Raw genomic sequence first — 15,583 nt, 5'->3', positions numbered from 1 at the left:
GCCGGACCGAGCATGGCTGCGCTCGACCCGACGACGCTCGCGGCGATCGACGCCGTGCGCGAGGACGTCGCGCGGCTCCACCGCGAGCTCGTGCGCTACGGCCTCGTGGTGTGGACGGGCGGCAACGTCTCGGGCCGCGTCCCGGGCGCCGACCTCTTCGTCATCAAGCCCTCGGGCGTCGACTACGACGAGCTGACGCCCGAGCGGATGATCGTGTGCGACCTCGACGGTGCCGTCGTGCCCGGCACCGCCGGGAGCGAGGCGAGCCCCTCGAGCGACACCGCCGCGCACGCCTACGTCTACCGGCACATGCCCGAGGTCGGCGGCGTCGTGCACACCCACTCGACCTACGCGACCGCGTGGGCCGCGCGCGGCGAGGAGATCCCGTGCGTGCTCACCGCGATGGCGGACGAGTTCGGCGGGCCGATCCCCGTCGGGCCGTTCGCGATCATCGGCGACGACTCGATCGGCCGCGGCATCGTCGAGACGCTCCGCGAGCACCGCTCGCGCGCGGTGCTCATGCAGAACCACGGTCCGTTCACGATCGGCAGGACGGCGAGGGATGCGGTGAAGGCGGCGGTCATGGTCGAGGACGTCGCCCGCACGGTCCACCTCGCGCGCGAGGCAGGGCCCCTCATCCCCATCGCGCCGGCCGACATCGACCGGCTGCACGAGCGGTACCAGCACGTCTACGGCCAGCGGCCCGGAACGCAGCAGGGCGACCGATGAGCGCCGAGGCGATCGAGGCGGGCCGCACGGCGCTCGGCATCGAGCTGGGCTCGACGCGCATCAAGGCGTGCATCGTCGACGCGGCCGATCCCGCGCGCGTGCTCGCGGTCGGCTCCCACGCGTGGGAGAACCGCTTCGAGGAGCGCACCTGGACCTACGCGCTCGACGATGCGTGGGCCGGCGTGCAGGCCGCGTTCGCGGCGCTCCGCGACGACGTCCGCGCGCAGCACCGCGCCGAGCTGCGCGAGATCGGCGCGATCGGCGTCTCGGGCATGATGCACGGCTACCTCGCCTTCGACGAGGCGGGCGAGCTGCTCGCGCCGTTCCGCACGTGGCGGAACACCTCGACCGGCCGCGCCGCGGCGGAGCTCACCGAGGCGTTCGGCGTGAACATCCCGCTGCGCTGGTCGATCGCGCACCTCCACCAGGCGATCCTCGATGACGAGCCGCACGTGCCCCGCGTCCGCTCGATCACGACCCTCGCCGGCTACGTGCACCGCGCCCTCACGGGACGCGCGGTGCTCGGCGTCGGTGACGCATCCGGCATGTTCCCGCTCGACGCGGCCGGCGGCGACTACGACTCCGAGCTCGTCGCGCGCTACGACGAGCTCGTCGCGGGCCGTCTGCCGGTCGCGAGCGTCGCCGAGCTGCTCCCGACCGTGCTGCGCGCCGGCGAGCCCGCGGGAGCCCTGACGCCGGCGGGCGCGCTGCTGCTCGACCCGAGCGGCACGCTGCGGCCCGGCGTGCCGCTGTGCGCGCCGGAGGGCGACGCCGGCACCGGCATGGTCGCGACGAACGCGGTCGCGCCCCGCACGGGCAACGTGAGCGCGGGCACGAGCATCTTCGCGATGGTCGTGCTCGAGCGGCCGCTCGAGCGCGTGCACGCCGAGATCGACCTCGTCGCGACGCCCGCGGGCGACCCCGTCGCGATGGTGCACTGCAACAACGGCGCGAGCGAGCTCGCGGCATGGGCGCACGTGTTCGCGCGCTTCGCCGAGGCCGCCGGCGCACCGATCGACGACGACGCCGTCTTCGACGCGCTCTTCCGCGAGGCGCTCGCGGGCGAGGCTGATGCGGGCGGGCTCCTCGCCTACAACCACGTAGCGGGGGAGCCGATCGCGGGCCTCGACGAGGGCAGGCCGCTGCTCGTGCGCACGCCCGAGAGCCGGCTGACGCTCGCGAACCTCATGCGCGCGCACCTGTACGGCGCGTTCGGCACGCTCGCGCTCGGCATGCGCGTGCTCGACGAGGAGGGCGTGCGGCTCGACCGCATGTTCGCGCACGGCGGCATGTTCCGCACCGCGGGCGTCGCGCAGCGGTTCCTCGCCGGAGCGCTCCGCGCGCCCGTGTCGGTGGGGGAGACGGCGTCCGAGGGCGGCGCGTGGGGCATCGCGGTGCTCGCGGCGTTCGCGCGAGCAGCCGCGGGCGGGGATGCGCGCGGGCTCTCGCGCTACCTCGACGAAGCCGTGTTCGCGGCGGCCGAGAAGTCGACGATCGAGCCCGACCCCGGCGACGTCAGCGGCTTCGCGGCCTACCTCGAGCGCTACAGCGCGGGGCTCGCGGTCGAGGCCGCGGCGGTCGAGGCGCTCTGAATCGAGCCGCTCGCGATCGCGGCGAGATCAGCGCACGAGCGCGGCGAACGTGAGCACGACCGTCACGCCAGCGCTCTCGCCACTCGACCCAGCTGCGAGGCCGCGACGGGTCTGCCGGCGACCGCGAGCACGTCATTGACAACCGGCAATCGCCGGGTCTCAATCGGATGGTCGCCGGCGCATCGCCTGCCTTCGAGGTCGGCGGCAATGATCTGCCGGCCTCCGTCGGCACCGGACGCGCCATGAAGCCTTGGACCCCAGGACTACCGCATCGTAGTCTCAACGCGGGAGACGCGTCACCAAGACTGTGTTCAGACATGCACTGTCTTGGCCTCCAGCTCAAGTTCTAACTCCTTGAACCAGGCGGAGGATTGCAGGCGAAAAGCGGAAGCAGCCAGGGCAAGGCTGCCCAGCGCGTCTTTCGACTTCACGCCGCTCGACAACTTAAGAAGCCCGCGAGCGAGCCCCTTGCTCAGAATCTCTATGACATCTTTGCCGCGCGGTCCGAACTCGTCAATGGTGATTCGACTCGCCTCATTGGAGAGCTCTTCGGCGCTTAAAGAAAGCTCGGTCTTAGCGATCAAAGCCTGACAGTAGCGTTCCTCGTCGAGCGTGAGGTCAGGCCAAGATACGAACGCAGTCACAGCCACTCTGTCGAACGGAAGCATGAGTCGGTGGTCGAGCGAGTAGCATCGAATGCGCGCAACCGATTCAGCCTCGGCGCAGCATCGCTCGATCAGAGCGTCTGCGCCACCAAACTCGGCCAGTTTAGCTGGCTCTCCGAAAGAGCGTAGAGCCTGGCTCACCACGCCGAATCGGATGAGCATCGATTCAAGGTCGCGGCCCTCGTACGCCAACGGGGCAACCGCTCCGTCGACCTCCAGCTGGTGTGGGCGGAAGTCCCGGTCGACCACGGCGACATGACCCTTGCGGCCCCAGGCTAAGAGTCTTGCGGATGCCTTGAGTGCAAGGCTGCGTCCGCCGGCTGGGAATATCGGTGAGTCAAGCAGCGGTTGCAGGACGATGACATCATCCTCCCCTTCAACGATCAGTGCAACCCGTTTATCCGACTGCTGGTGCAGGCGGATCCGACCCGCCAGGTCATCGAGTTCACGCAGGCTATTCATTCGCATACTCGCTCAGTAAGTCGAGGCTATCTTCCTCCTGAGTATCATCGTCGTGATCGTCCACTGCAGAGAAAGCCAGTTCTTCGGTCAGCTCCCATCGTCCATTGATTATGGCGGTCGAGTGCGTCGCGATGATCACTTGCAAGCCGTTCAATTCGCTGATGCGTACCACGTCGTCCAGGAATGCGTGCTTCCATGCAGCATGCAGTGAGATCTCGGGTTCGTCCAGCAGAACAACCGAGTTCGGCGCGGCACCGAACAAGAGCATCGTGAAGAGGGCCACCAGGTGTTGCTCGCCGGAGGAAAGTCTCGAGATCTCGACGTTTCTTCCGTTACGGCCAATAATGCGAAGTCCGCCGCGCTCGGTCATGCCGGTGGCCTTGCCCGATGCCGACAATTTCGTGTCGAGGACGGAGCGGAGAGCGTTGACGAGAGCGTTCACCGGTAACAAGGGAGCCTGGCGCCGCTCCATATCTTCGAAGAACACATGAAGAATACGGCGGATTGTCGGTGTTGTTTTCTCCGGAAACTCCATCAGTGTGTGCCCCACTGACAGCGAGTTTCTGCCGAGGTCTTCGTAAGTGCGTGCGATTCGTGCGTACCTACGGCGTAGTTCATTCTCGTTAACGCTCAAGCTTGCTGCGGCGAGAGCTCGGGTCGCGAACGATAGGTCTTCGCTTTGGGCCGCCGTCACCGACTCGGACCTGGCGGCGCTCACCTTCTGCTGCAGTTCGCCCAGGTAGTGCCGGATGCGTGAAGCGCGCGGGCCCGGGCGCGCCTGGTCGTAGCCGCGACTGGCGAAGTCGGCGCGGTCGCTCTCAAGGCGCTTGGTGTCGATCAAGTAAGCCCGCTCTCCGCTGACGATGGAGGCGATGATCGGGTGATCAGCCAAGTTGACGCGAGATTCATAGCGTTCGGCGACTTGTTCCCCCGTCAGATAGCGGTCGCTTCGCATGTCGTGCCAGCGGTTCGGTGACACCTGACGCAAATAGGGCGGCGGTTCATCCGCTGCATCGAGCGACCCGGGCCGCTTGATCGTGAGCAATTCAGTCTCGCCGTGGAGTGACGCTTCGACGACGAGCGAGGCCGCTCGTGGCTCATTGTCTTGGACGGTTGCGTACGATAGCTCTGTGTCGTCGTCGAACTGAAGAGTCAGTTTGTCGAAGTCGATCCCGAACAGAGTGCGAGAGTCCATTGTTAGCGCCGCGGCGATGAGCCGCAGCACGTGAGTCTTGCCAGCACCGTTCGGCGCGGTGATCACGGTCGGCTGGCGAGGCCGCACATCCACACGGTGGTGAGTGGTTCCGAATAGCCCGCTAACGTCGACGGCGACAAGTCTGCGCATAGCCTCACTATGACACATGGTTCCGCGTACGACGGCCGGCGCCGAGCGTGGCCCGAAGCAGGCTCGCAGTCAAGCTCTGAAGACCGCGTGCGTCGCCGGCACCCGCTCGCGGCCGCCGAGCGCCGAGAGCTCGAGTACGACCGCGACGCCCGCGACCTCGCCGCCGAGCTCCTCGACGAGCCGCGCGGCCGCGCCGAGCGTGCCGCCGGTCGCGAGCACGTCGTCGACGAGCAGCACGCGACGACCTGAGAGGTCGCCCGCGGCCTCGATGGTCGCGACGCCGTACTCGAGGGCGTAGTCGACGGATGCGGTTGGCCTCGGCGTCTTGCCGGCCTTCCGGACGGGGAGGAGGCCCGTCCGAGCGGTCGCCGCCATGGTGCCCGCGAGCAGGAACCCGCGCGCCTCGACGCCCGCGACGAGGTCGAAGCCGCCCTCGAACGGTGCGGCGAGTGCCTCGGTGACGGCAGCGAGCGCATCCGCGTCCTCGAGCATCGGACCGATGTCGCGGAACAGCACGCCGCGGGTCGGGCAGTCGGGCGTGAGCGCGATGAGCGACTCGGCGCGGGCGAGTTGGTCGGGGGTGGGCATCGGCACCGGCCGAGGCTAGCCGCCGCGGCTCGTCGCCCGCCGCGATCGCAGGGACGCAGCCGCCGTCGCCAGTAGGCTCGCGCCATGGGCGACCTCTTCGACGACTACGACAAGCCCTTCGCCGTGCCTCGCAAGCGGCAGGGCACGCCGTGGGACGAGATGTTCGAGCGCAAGGGCGACGCTCGCGGCCCCTACAAGCCGCTGTACGACGCGCTCTCGGAGATGTCGAAGGACGACCTCCGCGCTCGCGCCGACGCGCTCGCCACCTCCTACCTCGCGCAGGGCGTGACGTTCGACTTCGCGGGTGAGGAGCGGCCGTTCCCCCTCGACGCGGTCCCGCGCATCATCACGGCGGAGGACTGGAAGCACGTCGAGTCGGGCGTGCAGCAGCGCGTGCGGGCGCTCGAGGCGTTCCTCGCCGACATGTACGGTCCGCAGCGCGCCGTCGAGGACGGCATCATCCCCGCGAAGCTCATCAGCACATCCACGCACTTCCACCGCCAGGCCGCCGGCGTCGTCGGCGCGAACGGGGTGCGCATCCACGTCTCGGGGATCGACCTCATCCGCGACGAGGAGGGCGAGTGGCGCGTGCTCGAGGACAACGTGCGCGTGCCATCGGGCGTCAGCTACGTCATCTCCAACCGCCGCGTGATCGCGCAGACGCTGCCCGAGATGTTCTCGTCGATGCGGGTGCGGCCGGTCGGCGACTACTGCGACAAGCTGCTGCACGCGCTGCGGGCCGCCGCGCCCGCGGGCGTCGACGACCCGCGCGTCGTCGTGCTCACGCCCGGCGTCTACAACTCCGCCTACTTCGAGCACACGCTGCTCGCGCGCCTCATGGGCGTCGAGCTCGTCGAGGGTCGCGACCTGTTCACCTCGGGCGGCCGCGTCTACATGCGCACGACCGAGGGGCCAGCGCGCGTCGATGTCATCTACCGCCGCGTCGACGACGACTTCCTCGATCCGCTGCAGTTCCGCGCCGACTCGATGCTCGGCAGCCCCGGCCTCATGCTCGCCGCGCGACTCGGCAACGTCACGATCGCGAACGCGGTCGGCAACGGCATCGCCGACGACAAGCTCGTCTACACCTACGTGCCCGACCTCATCCGCTACTACCTCTCCGAGGAGCCGATCCTCAAGAACGTCGACACGTGGCGGCTCGAGGACCCGGGAGCGCTCGAGGAGGTCATCGACCGCCTGCACGAGCTCGTCGTCAAGCCCGTCGACGGCTCGGGCGGCAAGGGGCTCGTCGTCGGTCCCGACGCGACGCCCGAGGAGCTCGAGGCGCTCAAGCAGCGACTGCTCGACGACCCGCGCGGCTGGATCGCGCAGCCCGTCGTGCAGCTCTCGACGATCCCGACGCTCGTCGACGACGGCATGCGGCCGCGCCACGTCGACCTGCGCCCTTTCGCCGTCAACGACGGGAAGGATGTGTGGGTGCTGCCTGGCGGGCTCACGCGCGTCGCGCTCCCCGAGGGACAGCTCGTCGTCAACTCCTCACAGGGCGGCGGCTCGAAGGACACGTGGGTGCTCGCCGGTCCGCGCGAGCAGCTGCCGCTCATCGACCACGACGCCGAGTTCGGCGCCTCGGGCGAGCCGATGACGCGGCCCATCCCGATCGTGACGGCGGCCGCAGCGGCCGCGGCGGCGCTCGGGGAGCATCCGCAGGACCAGTCGCCGCAGGATGCGCCGACCACGAAGTCGACGCAGGCGGAGCAGCAGCAGCAATCCGCGCGCTCGCTGCCACCCGCTCGTCGAGCCGCCGGCGCAGCCGGCGTATCGAGACGCCCCGCCGACGGAGGTGACGCCCGATGATGCTCTCCCGCATCGCCGAGAGCCTGTTCTGGATCGGCCGCTACATCGAGCGCGCCGACGGCACCGCGCGCATCCTCGACGTCTACCTCCAGCTGCTGCTCGAGGACGTCGCGGTCGACGAGGACACCGCGTGCCGCGCCCTGCTCGGCGTCATGGGGCACGACGCCCCGCCGGAGCGGAAGCTCACGCGCGTCGACGTCGTCAACACGCTCGCGACCGACCGCTCGCAGCCGGCATCGATCGCCTACTCCGTCAACGCGGCGCGCGAGAACGCCCGCCGCGCGCGCGAGATCATCTCGACCGAGCTGTGGGAGGTGCTCAACGCCACCTACGCGAACATGCCGCGGCGCGTGAGCCCCGAGCAGGTGCACGTCATGTTCGGCTGGGTGCGCGAGCGCGCGGCGCTCGCGGGCGGCATGGCCGACTCGACCGCGAGTCGCGACGATGCGTGGAGCTTCCTCAACCTCGGCCGCTTCATCGAGCGGGCCGACATGGTCGCGCGACTGCTCGCGACGCGCGCGCTCACCGAGGCGTCGGGCCCCTCGTGGACGACGATCCTCCGCTCGGTCGGCGCCTACGAGGCGTACTTGCGCACCTACCGCGGCGTGCCCTCGTCGACGAACGCGGCGGAGTTCCTGCTGCTCGATCGCCTCTTCCCGCGCTCGATCCTGTTCTCGATCCGGGGAGCGGAGGACTGCCTGCACGACATCGAGCCGAGGCACGACCGCGTCGGCTACGTCGACCCGGCCCAGCGGATGCTCGGGCAGATCCGCGCGGAGCTCGAGTTCACGCCGATCCAGGAGATCATCGAGCGCCTGCCGACGGTGATGGACAAGGTGCAGTCGACCACGACGGCCGTGTCGCACGCGGTGCGCGAGCGCTACTTCCCGACCCACAACATGCCCGCCTGGACGAGGGAGGCCTCGTGAGCCGGCTCCGCATCCGCCACACCACCGGCTACCGCTACGAGCGGCCCGTCGTCGCCTCCTACAACGAGTCGCGCATGCTGCCGTCGACGAGCGACGGCCAGTTCGTCATCTACTCGAACCTCGACGTGCGCCCGAGCACCTCGGTCAACACCTACGACGACTACTGGGGCACGAAGGTCGTCTCGTTCGACGTGCTCGCGCCGCACACGGAGCTGCAGCTGACGGCGACGAGCCTCGTCGAGGTGCGGCCGCGGCTCACCGGCGGGCACGAGCTCTCGTGGGAGCAGCTCGAGAAGGTCGCGGCGCGAGCGACGCAGTACGTCGAGCAGCTCGGGCAGACGCGGCGCACGCGCCCGTCGGCCGACCTCGTCGCGTCGGCGCGGATGATCGCGGATGCGTCCGAGACGCCGGGCGCCGCGGCGGCGGCGATCGCCCGGATGGTCGGCGAGCAGATCGAGTACATGTCGGGCGTCACGCACGTGCACACGCTGGCCTCCGAGGCATGGGAGAACCGCAAGGGCGTGTGCCAGGACATCGCGCACATCACGATCGGGGCGCTGCGCTCGGTCGGGATCCCGGCGCGCTACGTCTCAGGCTACCTGCACCCCAAGCGCGAGCCGGTGATCGGCGAGACGATCCGGGGCGAGTCGCACGCGTGGGTCGAGTGGTTCACCGGTGAGTGGAACGCATGGGACCCGACGAACCTCATCGACATCGGCGACCGCCATGTGAAGGTCGGCCTCGGCCGCGACTACAACGACGTGCCGCCGCTGCGCGGCGTCTACGCCGGAGCGGGCAAGAGCGAGCTGTTCGTCTCGGTGGAGATCACGAAGGAGAGCTGAGCCCTGTCGGCGCAGACCGAGCGCGGCTCAGGTCCGCAGCACCAGGTTGCGTCGCGCGTGGAAGTCTGCGGCAGCCCAGCTCGGGCGCCTGCGGCGGTCGCCCAGGCGATGCAGCAGCCTGCGCTCCGTCAGCGATGCGCCGCGTCCGCGCACTCGTCGACGCGGTCGCGCCAGGGGCGGAGGCGCTGGCAGAGGCGGCGGGTCGGGCAGCCTCACCGCGAGCGATGTCGCGGCGGCGGCTGATGCGGTGGCTGCGCCGGCGGTGATCGCGCGCAGCGGTTCTCCGGAGCGAACGGCGCGCGCGTAGGGATCGCTCGGCCGCAGCTGCGGCACGACGCGCCAGTCGCCCGGCTCACCGACGACGAGGAGCCGGCCCGCGTGCACCTCGTGATGGCAGTGCGTGCAGAGCAGAATCCCGTTCTCGGTGTCGGTCGGCCCGCCTCGGCTCCACCAGAGCACGTGGTGCACCTCGGTCCAGGCGACCGGCATGTGGCAGCCGGGCGTCGCGCATCCCTCGTACTGGACGGCGAGTGCCATGCGCTGCGGCTTGGTGAAGAGGCGCTGCTCGCGCCCGAGGTCGAGCACGTGGCCGCGCTCGTCGACGACCGCGCGCTGCACGACTGCCTCGCACAGCAGTCGATCGACGGTCTCGATGGGCACGAGGTCGCCGGTGTGCTCGATGGCGAGGGTGCGCTCCCGGTGCTCCGCGTTCTGCATGTACGCGTCGAACGCCTCGATCGTGCCGTTCAGGACGATGCGCGGTGGCGCCCCACCCGCGAGGGGAGCGTCACCGGACGCCGCGTGCGCCGCGACGAGCCCCATGAGCACGTCGTGCCGCTTCTGTCCGAGCGAGCGGTTGTCGAGGTCGGCCTCGGCTGCATCGTCGCGCGGCGCGTCGTCGTCGACGAATCGCACCTTCGCGCGCGGCGCGGTGTACGCATCCATCAGCGCCTTGAACTGCGAGCCGAGCTCCGCCGGGGAGTCGCCCTCGAAGTGCCACATGCCGTTCTGCCGCTGCCAGATGCGCAGGTCGCGCTGCGCGTACTGCCGCTCGGCGTTCGGCAGCACGCCGTCGGGATCGAGGTACGTCGCGAAGGCCTTCGCGCGGACGGCGAGCAGCTCTGGCACGAGGGGCGCTGCGGCGTCGGTGGCCGCCTCGACGAGCTTCTGCTCAGCCCAGGCGAGCTGGTCGAGATCTGCCCTCGGCGCGGCCGGGGCGAGCTCGGAGACGATGGTGCGCACCTGGGCGAGCGAGATCGCGCCCTCGGCGAGCGCGGCCGCGACGAGCGGGAACGGTGCTTCGACGCTGCCGCCGCTGATGCCGACCGATCGACTGGTCGCCCTGGCCGTCGAGAGCAGCTCTGCCGCCTGGCCCGCACGGATGCCGAACGCCGAGGCGACGGCCTCCTTCGGGCTGCGCTTGCCCATCAAAGCGCAGATCGACGACTCCTCTGGACCCTTCGAGCGCTGCTCGATCTCGCCCGCGAGGCGAACGCGCTGCGCATCGACGATGCGGGCGAGCTCTGCCGTCTGGTGCAGCAGATCGACGACCTCCTGGCGCGGAGCGCTGGAGATGGAGGCGAGGTCATCGAGCACGGCGCGGGCGGCGCGGATCGCTGCCGCGGCCTGCTCGGTGGTCGACATCACTGCCTCCTCGAATCCCTGTTCCGCACAGAGTATTGAAGACCACCCACACGCCGCGGACCCGGGTCGATGGCTGTGGACAACTCGGGCGACCGCGGCCCAACTGCCCGCGCCAGCGTCTGGCGCGGCACCGCGCCCGGATCTACCCTTCCTGCATGTGCAGGAACATCACCGAGCTCCGCGGTCTCGAGCCAGCCGCGAACGACGAGGAGATCGAGGCCGCTGCCCGCCAGTACATCCGCAAGGTGTCGGGCATCACGCATCCGACCGACCGCACTCGCGACGCGTTTGAGCGGGCCGTCGCCGAGGTCGCGCACATCACGCACCACTTGCTCGAGGACCTGCCCGAGCGACGGCAGCCGCCGAAGACGGTGCCGCCGCTGCGGCGGCCCGAGGTGCGCGTCCGCATCGCCGAGCGGGAGGCGCTCGCGGCGGGCTGAGGGCCGCCGCTCCGTCGCACGGGGGAGTCGCGAGCTGACCCGCGCCCATAGCGTGGAGGCATGGCGAGATGGCTCGGGTTCTTCGGTTGGGTCGGCCTCGGCATGGCCGTCGGCGCGGTCGCAGCTACGGCGTTCGACGCGCCCGCCGATCAGCTGGGGATCTGGATGATCTTCGGCGTCGCCGGCGGGATGATGGCGGAGGCGCTGTTCGGACAGCCGTCGACCGCCGTTGAAGATGCTGACGGCGTGTAGGGCCGCCGAGGGGTCTCGCACTACGCGCCTGAACGCATCCGCTCAGTGATCTCGTCCATGACGCGCATGATCGCCACCGTCTCGTCGAGCGGCATGAGCTCGCTCTCGAGCCGCCCCTCTGCGATGCAGCGCTCGACCTCGGCGGACTGGAACTGCATGCCTCGCCCGACGAGCTGGGGCTCGAACTCCTCGACCGCGGTGGAGTGAGCGGATGCGTGGCGTCGCCGGTAGCGCGTCCACGCGTAGAACGCGGGGTCGAGCTCGATGACGCCGTCAGTGCCCGCGATCGTCGCGCGGTTCGAGCCGAGCGTCATCATCGAGAACGTGTGCGTCGAGATGCCGCCGCCCGCGTGCTCGAGGATCGCCGAGCCGCGGTGGTCGACGCCGAAGCCGTCGACGACGCCGGATGCCTGGATGCGGGTAACCGGCCCGAGGATCGCGTGCGCGATCGAGACGCAGTAGACGCCGAGGTCGAGCAGCGCGCCGCCGCCGAGCGCCGCCTCGATGAGGCGGCTGCCGGGGGAGAGGTCGAGCATCTGCGAGTGGTCGGCCTGCACGCTCAGCACGTCGCCGAGCTCGCCGGCCGCGATCCGCTCGCGGACGGCGACCATGGTGGGGAGGAAGCGCGTCCACATGGCCTCCATCGCGAACACGCCCTGCGCGCGCGCCGCGTCGACGACCGCCTGCGCGTCATCGCCATTCGTCGTGAACGCCTTCTCGACGAGCACATGCTTGCCGGCGTCGATCGCCAGGAGCGCGTGCTCCCGGTGGTGCGAGTGCGGGGTCGCGACGTAGATGACGTCGACCTCGGGATCGCTGACGAGCGCCTCGTAGCCGAGGTGCACGTTCGGGATGCCGTGCCGCTCGGCGAACGCTCGGGCGCGCTCGTCGTCGCGGCTCCCCACCGCGACCGTGCGCATGCCCGCCGTCGCGAGGTCGCGGGCGAAGGCGCCGGCGATACCTCCGGCGCCTAGGATGCCCCAACCGGGGGAGGAGGTCGTCATGCGGAGACCCTAGTGCGATCTCCCTCGTCGGAGGGAGGCGGCCGTCGGCGCCGCTCCCTAGCGTGGCCTGCATGGACGAGAAGCGAGCAGGGATGTTCGGCGCCGGCATCGCGATCGGCCTCGGCATCGGGGCTGCGATCGGTGTCGCGATGGACAACCTCGCGCTCGGCATCGCGATCGGCATGGGCATCGGCATCGCGTTCGGCGTGGCCTTCGGGGCCAGCCAGGACGACTCGCGCGGCTCCGACGGCGGCACTGCTGCGCAGCCGGACGACGGCGGCGACAGTGGAGACGGCGGCGCCGGGGGCGGCGACTAGCCTCCGCAGCCGGCTGCCGTCGGGTTGGCCATGCAGTCGCCGTTCGTGAGCACGGTCCCGACCTCGAAGATCTTCACGCCGACGCTCGGCGCCGCGACCGGCAGCGTGCCGGGCACGGGGAACCAGCCGCCGCCTGCGTCGACCTCGGCGGTGAAGACGACGGTGAGGGATGCGGTCACATCGTCGCGGGACGCGTACGTGTGGCTCGTGGTCGTCTCGGTCCACGACTCTTCCGGTCCGTGCCATGGGCTTCCGGATGCGGTGCTCGTCTCCGACGTCCCGTCCCCGTAGTCGAAGACGTACGAGGTCGGCGTCCACCGCACCTCGATCGGGACGTCGAACAGCTGACCGGTCATCGTGTGCGTCTGAGCAGTCGCGTAGAAGTTGGTCGGCGTGCCGACGACGCCCCAGCCGTCCGGCTCAACCACGAGCTCGCCCACGAGCGGGCGGAAAGCTGCGAGGTCGCTGATGGTGATGGGGTCGAAGGACTCAGCTTCCAGTGGCTCCCCCGGCGGAGGAGGGGGTGGCGGGCACTCGTCCACGTTCTCGCCCATCGCGACGCAGCGGTCGTGGAGCATCTGGAGATAGGCACGCCACGCACGCTCGGCTTCGTCGTTCGGAGCGGCGATGGCTGATCCTCCAGCGCCCGGCTCGGCCGGGCCGATCCCCGGGTGGATGAGCGACCCGCCCACCACGACTTCGCCACTACCCGGATCGATGAAGCAGTGCCCGCTCCACAGATCCAGTTCAGTGCATGGGTCCGCGGGCGGTCCTGATGTAGTGAGTAAGGCGGCACCTATAGCCGCCGCGACTAGCCAGTGCATTCGGCAGCGTCCTGATGGGGCTCCAGCGATCGAATCAGCGCCGTGCCGTCAGAGAGAGAGAAGTCTGCAGTCCACCGCAAGACTGCGGCACCTGGTCGCTCGAGGCCCTGGTCGTCGATCGTGCGGAGCCCGCTGCTGTCGGTGCACAGATCGGCGATCACGCCGTCCGCGCTGAAGTCCGTTGTTGCGAACGTCAGGACGGTAGGGACTCCGCGCGTGACTTGACCGCGGTCCAACGACGTCTGAATAGCTTCGGCATACTCCGCCGCGAGCGCGGGTTCGGCGTACGCTTCGAGTCCTGCGGCCGACGGCGACCGGTCTGCGAACTGCGCGTCCACAGCGCTGAAGAATCCATCGAAGGCAGCACGCGCCGCGGCCTCTGCGCTTACCTCGGTGACCACCGACTCGGACGGCGTTGTGGTTGGCGAGTTCGTCGGCTGCGGATCCGAGGTGCCGCACCCCGCTAAGGCCACGCTGACGAGTAGGGCCAGGGCTGCCCGCGCCGTCCGCTTTCGGAACATGCGGGCAGAGTACGCGAGCAGCGTCGGACGCCGACAGTGCTCTCCACAGGCTCACGTGCCGACCCGAGTGACGAGCACTCGCTTATGTCCCCCAACACAAACTCGGACAAAGAAACATCGCGAATGGACTTGCGCTTCTCGCTCCGACCGTTATACCTTCATGACCGCGAACTTCCACGCCAAGCTGAAAGGAGGAGCTCGCGATGTTCATCACCGACATGATTCCCGCTGGGACCCTCCTCGCTGGCGGGGTCTGCTAGCGGCGGAGCGCACGGGCCGACGGCTGCCGAGTCCATCACGGACTCGTTCTTGCCAGGCCACAGCAGGCTTCTGAGCCCTGCGTCTCCTCTCTTCACCGCACGCTGACCACGGCTGCTGCACGGCGCCCGGACACCTGCCGGCCGCTCTGCTCCCGCCGCACTCCGCGCAGCCGCATTCATCACTCGAGTGCAGCGAGCGCGCCATTCTCACGCAATTCATCTTGCGATATCTCGCGCCCATTGACGGGGCGAAATCGCCATGCCAGAAAGCAGAACCACCATGTCGAATTCGACGCTGGTGCTGCCGGCTCCTCGCCGGCTCGCACTGAACGCATCGCGCCACCTGGAGCGCTGGGCTCTCAAGCCCCAGCAGCTCGAGGAGCAGCGACGCGAGGCAGAGGCCTACGAGGCGGCACTCGCCGCTCGTGAGCAGTTCCGCCTCGACGCGCTCGCGCGCACCCTGCTGCGATGACCGCAGCCACAGCGGGGCCGTCCCTTCGGGGTCGGCCCCGCTTCTCGTTGCGGCGCTACTCCTCGACCAACCGGCGCAGCTCGGCGCCGATCGCGCGCATCGACGTCAGCACCGCATCCGTCGTGTCCGTCTCCGGCGCCCAGTTCGCGAGCGCCGCGTAGGCGAGCGTGCGCCGCGCGCCCAGCACGAGTCCGGCGTCGACTCGGACACCCGCATCGGTGCCGGTCTTGTTCACGATCCCAGGGTGCTCGGCTCCGTGACCGTGGGACAGCGGATCCTTCGCGAACGCCGCGGCGACCATGCTGAGGTCGACCGAATGGCGGAGCCAGCCGAGCACCCGGTCGCTCACTGCCGCCGACCCCAGCCTGCGAGCCGCGAGTCGCACCATGAGGTCTGCGAGACCGGTGGCGGATGCGGTCCCGAGCCGGGCGGGATGCTCCGGCCCCCGGTGGTCGCGCACGCGATCGTGCAGGCGCACGCCCTCGATGCCGAGCTCTGCGCGCACGCGCTCGACCGCATCCAGACCGATCCGCTCGAGCAGCGCGTTGGTCGCGAGGTTGTCGCTCACGGATGCGACGAGCATCGCGGCATCCCCCACCGCGAGCGTCGATTGCGCGAGGTGCTGCCACAGACCGGAGTCGCCGACCGGCTCGACGCTCGACCGGTCGAGCCGCTCGTCGAGGTCGAGGTCGCCGCGCTCGGCGAGCACCGCACACGCGACGAGCAGCAGCAGCTTCGGCGTCGACGCGGCTGAGAGCTCAAGCTCGGGCGATCTCGAGAGGACGGTCTCGCCCGTCGCGACGTCACGCACGAGCACCGACCAGGTCGCGGCGTCGGTGAGGGGCGGATGCGTTGCGGTCATCGAGGGGGAGTCTACGAAGC

General features: G+C 69.9%; 17 protein-coding genes. 9 read left to right on the top strand and 8 right to left on the bottom strand.

Annotated features, from left to right (window positions below):
- Positions 1-12: 12 nt before the first annotated feature.
- Together JSQ78_RS08470 and JSQ78_RS08465 are read left to right on the top strand one after the other, a co-directional pair.
- On the top strand, positions 13-729 hold the full coding sequence (locus JSQ78_RS08470; RefSeq protein WP_211446987.1) for an L-ribulose-5-phosphate 4-epimerase: 717 nt from the start codon (positions 13-15) through the stop codon (positions 727-729).
- A complete protein-coding gene (locus tag JSQ78_RS08465) occupies positions 726-2,321 on the top strand; it encodes a xylulokinase (protein ID WP_211446985.1) in 1,596 nt (531 codons plus the stop codon). Before JSQ78_RS08470 ends, JSQ78_RS08465 begins: the two co-directional genes overlap by 4 nt.
- 311 nt (positions 2,322-2,632) lie before the next feature.
- Here JSQ78_RS08465 and JSQ78_RS08460 read toward each other — a convergent pair whose 3' ends face one another.
- The 3 genes from JSQ78_RS08460 to JSQ78_RS08450 all read right to left on the bottom strand — a co-directional run bounded on the left by JSQ78_RS08460 (position 2,633) and on the right by JSQ78_RS08450 (position 5,381).
- Positions 2,633-3,448 carry a hypothetical protein gene (locus tag JSQ78_RS08460; protein ID WP_211446984.1) on the bottom strand — a complete coding sequence of 272 codons (816 nt, stop codon included), beginning with the start codon at positions 3,446-3,448 and terminating at the stop codon, positions 2,633-2,635.
- On the bottom strand, positions 3,441-4,709 hold the full coding sequence (locus JSQ78_RS08455) for an AAA family ATPase (protein ID WP_211446982.1): 1,269 nt from the start codon (positions 4,707-4,709) through the stop codon (positions 3,441-3,443). Before JSQ78_RS08455 ends, JSQ78_RS08460 begins: the two co-directional genes overlap by 8 nt.
- Positions 4,710-4,862: 153 nt before the next feature.
- Positions 4,863-5,381, bottom strand: coding sequence for an adenine phosphoribosyltransferase (locus JSQ78_RS08450; RefSeq protein ID WP_211450570.1), 519 nt, complete (start codon positions 5,379-5,381; stop codon positions 4,863-4,865).
- 84 nt (positions 5,382-5,465) lie between these two features.
- On the opposite strand from JSQ78_RS08450, the gene JSQ78_RS08445 reads away from it, so the two are divergent.
- The 3 genes from JSQ78_RS08445 to JSQ78_RS08435 are packed head-to-tail and all read left to right on the top strand — an operon-like array spanning position 5,466 to position 8,967.
- Positions 5,466-7,196 carry a circularly permuted type 2 ATP-grasp protein gene (locus JSQ78_RS08445; RefSeq protein ID WP_211446980.1) on the top strand — a complete coding sequence of 577 codons (1,731 nt, stop codon included), beginning with the start codon at positions 5,466-5,468 and terminating at the stop codon, positions 7,194-7,196.
- Complete coding sequence (locus tag JSQ78_RS08440) at positions 7,196-8,125, top strand: alpha-E domain-containing protein (RefSeq protein WP_031223657.1); 930 nt, start codon at positions 7,196-7,198, stop codon at positions 8,123-8,125. The genes JSQ78_RS08445 and JSQ78_RS08440 overlap by 1 nt, the downstream gene beginning before the upstream one ends.
- Complete coding sequence (locus JSQ78_RS08435) at positions 8,122-8,967, top strand: transglutaminase family protein (RefSeq protein ID WP_211446978.1); 846 nt, start codon at positions 8,122-8,124, stop codon at positions 8,965-8,967. Before JSQ78_RS08440 ends, JSQ78_RS08435 begins: the two co-directional genes overlap by 4 nt.
- A gap of 27 nt (positions 8,968-8,994) precedes the next feature.
- On the opposite strand, the gene JSQ78_RS08430 is transcribed toward JSQ78_RS08435, so the two are convergent.
- Positions 8,995-10,611 carry an HNH endonuclease signature motif containing protein gene (locus tag JSQ78_RS08430; RefSeq protein WP_211446977.1) on the bottom strand — a complete coding sequence of 539 codons (1,617 nt, stop codon included), beginning with the start codon at positions 10,609-10,611 and terminating at the stop codon, positions 8,995-8,997.
- 155 nt (positions 10,612-10,766) lie between these two features.
- Between JSQ78_RS08430 and JSQ78_RS08425 the strand changes: the two genes are divergently transcribed.
- Positions 10,767-11,051, top strand: coding sequence for a DUF2277 domain-containing protein (locus JSQ78_RS08425; protein ID WP_211446976.1), 285 nt, complete (start codon positions 10,767-10,769; stop codon positions 11,049-11,051).
- A 60-nt stretch (positions 11,052-11,111) separates the two neighbouring features.
- Complete coding sequence (locus JSQ78_RS08420) at positions 11,112-11,303, top strand: hypothetical protein (protein WP_211446975.1); 192 nt, start codon at positions 11,112-11,114, stop codon at positions 11,301-11,303.
- Between the two features lie 20 nt (positions 11,304-11,323).
- Here the strand turns inward: JSQ78_RS08420 and JSQ78_RS08415 are convergent, their stop codons facing one another.
- Positions 11,324-12,307, bottom strand: coding sequence for a Gfo/Idh/MocA family protein (locus JSQ78_RS08415; protein ID WP_211446974.1), 984 nt, complete (start codon positions 12,305-12,307; stop codon positions 11,324-11,326).
- A 71-nt stretch (positions 12,308-12,378) separates the two neighbouring features.
- Here JSQ78_RS08415 and JSQ78_RS08410 point away from each other — a divergent pair, with 71 nt between their 5' ends.
- Positions 12,379-12,624, top strand: a complete 246-nt coding sequence (locus tag JSQ78_RS08410; RefSeq protein ID WP_211446973.1) for a glycine zipper domain-containing protein — start codon at positions 12,379-12,381, stop codon at positions 12,622-12,624.
- Here the strand turns inward: JSQ78_RS08410 and JSQ78_RS08405 are convergent.
- Together JSQ78_RS08405 and JSQ78_RS08400 are read right to left on the bottom strand one after the other, a co-directional pair.
- Positions 12,621-13,064, bottom strand: a complete 444-nt coding sequence (locus tag JSQ78_RS08405; RefSeq protein WP_211446972.1) for a hypothetical protein — start codon at positions 13,062-13,064, stop codon at positions 12,621-12,623. The two genes, JSQ78_RS08410 and JSQ78_RS08405, sit on opposite strands and share 4 nt — an antisense overlap.
- 371 nt (positions 13,065-13,435) lie before the next feature.
- Positions 13,436-13,969, bottom strand: coding sequence for a hypothetical protein (locus JSQ78_RS08400; protein WP_211446970.1), 534 nt, complete (start codon positions 13,967-13,969; stop codon positions 13,436-13,438).
- A gap of 540 nt (positions 13,970-14,509) precedes the next feature.
- Between JSQ78_RS08400 and JSQ78_RS08395 the strand changes: the two genes are divergently transcribed.
- Complete coding sequence (locus tag JSQ78_RS08395; protein ID WP_208065207.1) at positions 14,510-14,701, top strand: hypothetical protein; 192 nt, start codon at positions 14,510-14,512, stop codon at positions 14,699-14,701.
- A gap of 55 nt (positions 14,702-14,756) precedes the next feature.
- On the opposite strand, the gene JSQ78_RS08390 is transcribed toward JSQ78_RS08395, so the two are convergent.
- Complete coding sequence (locus JSQ78_RS08390; protein ID WP_211446969.1) at positions 14,757-15,563, bottom strand: serine hydrolase; 807 nt, start codon at positions 15,561-15,563, stop codon at positions 14,757-14,759.
- Between the last annotated feature and the right edge of the window lie 20 nt (positions 15,564-15,583).

Source organism: Agrococcus sp. Marseille-Q4369 (genome assembly GCF_018308945.1).
Taxonomy (GTDB): domain Bacteria; phylum Actinomycetota; class Actinomycetes; order Actinomycetales; family Microbacteriaceae; genus Agrococcus.
The sequence above is the reverse complement of the archived record's forward strand: the minus strand, read 5'-3'. Positions and strand labels throughout refer to the sequence as shown.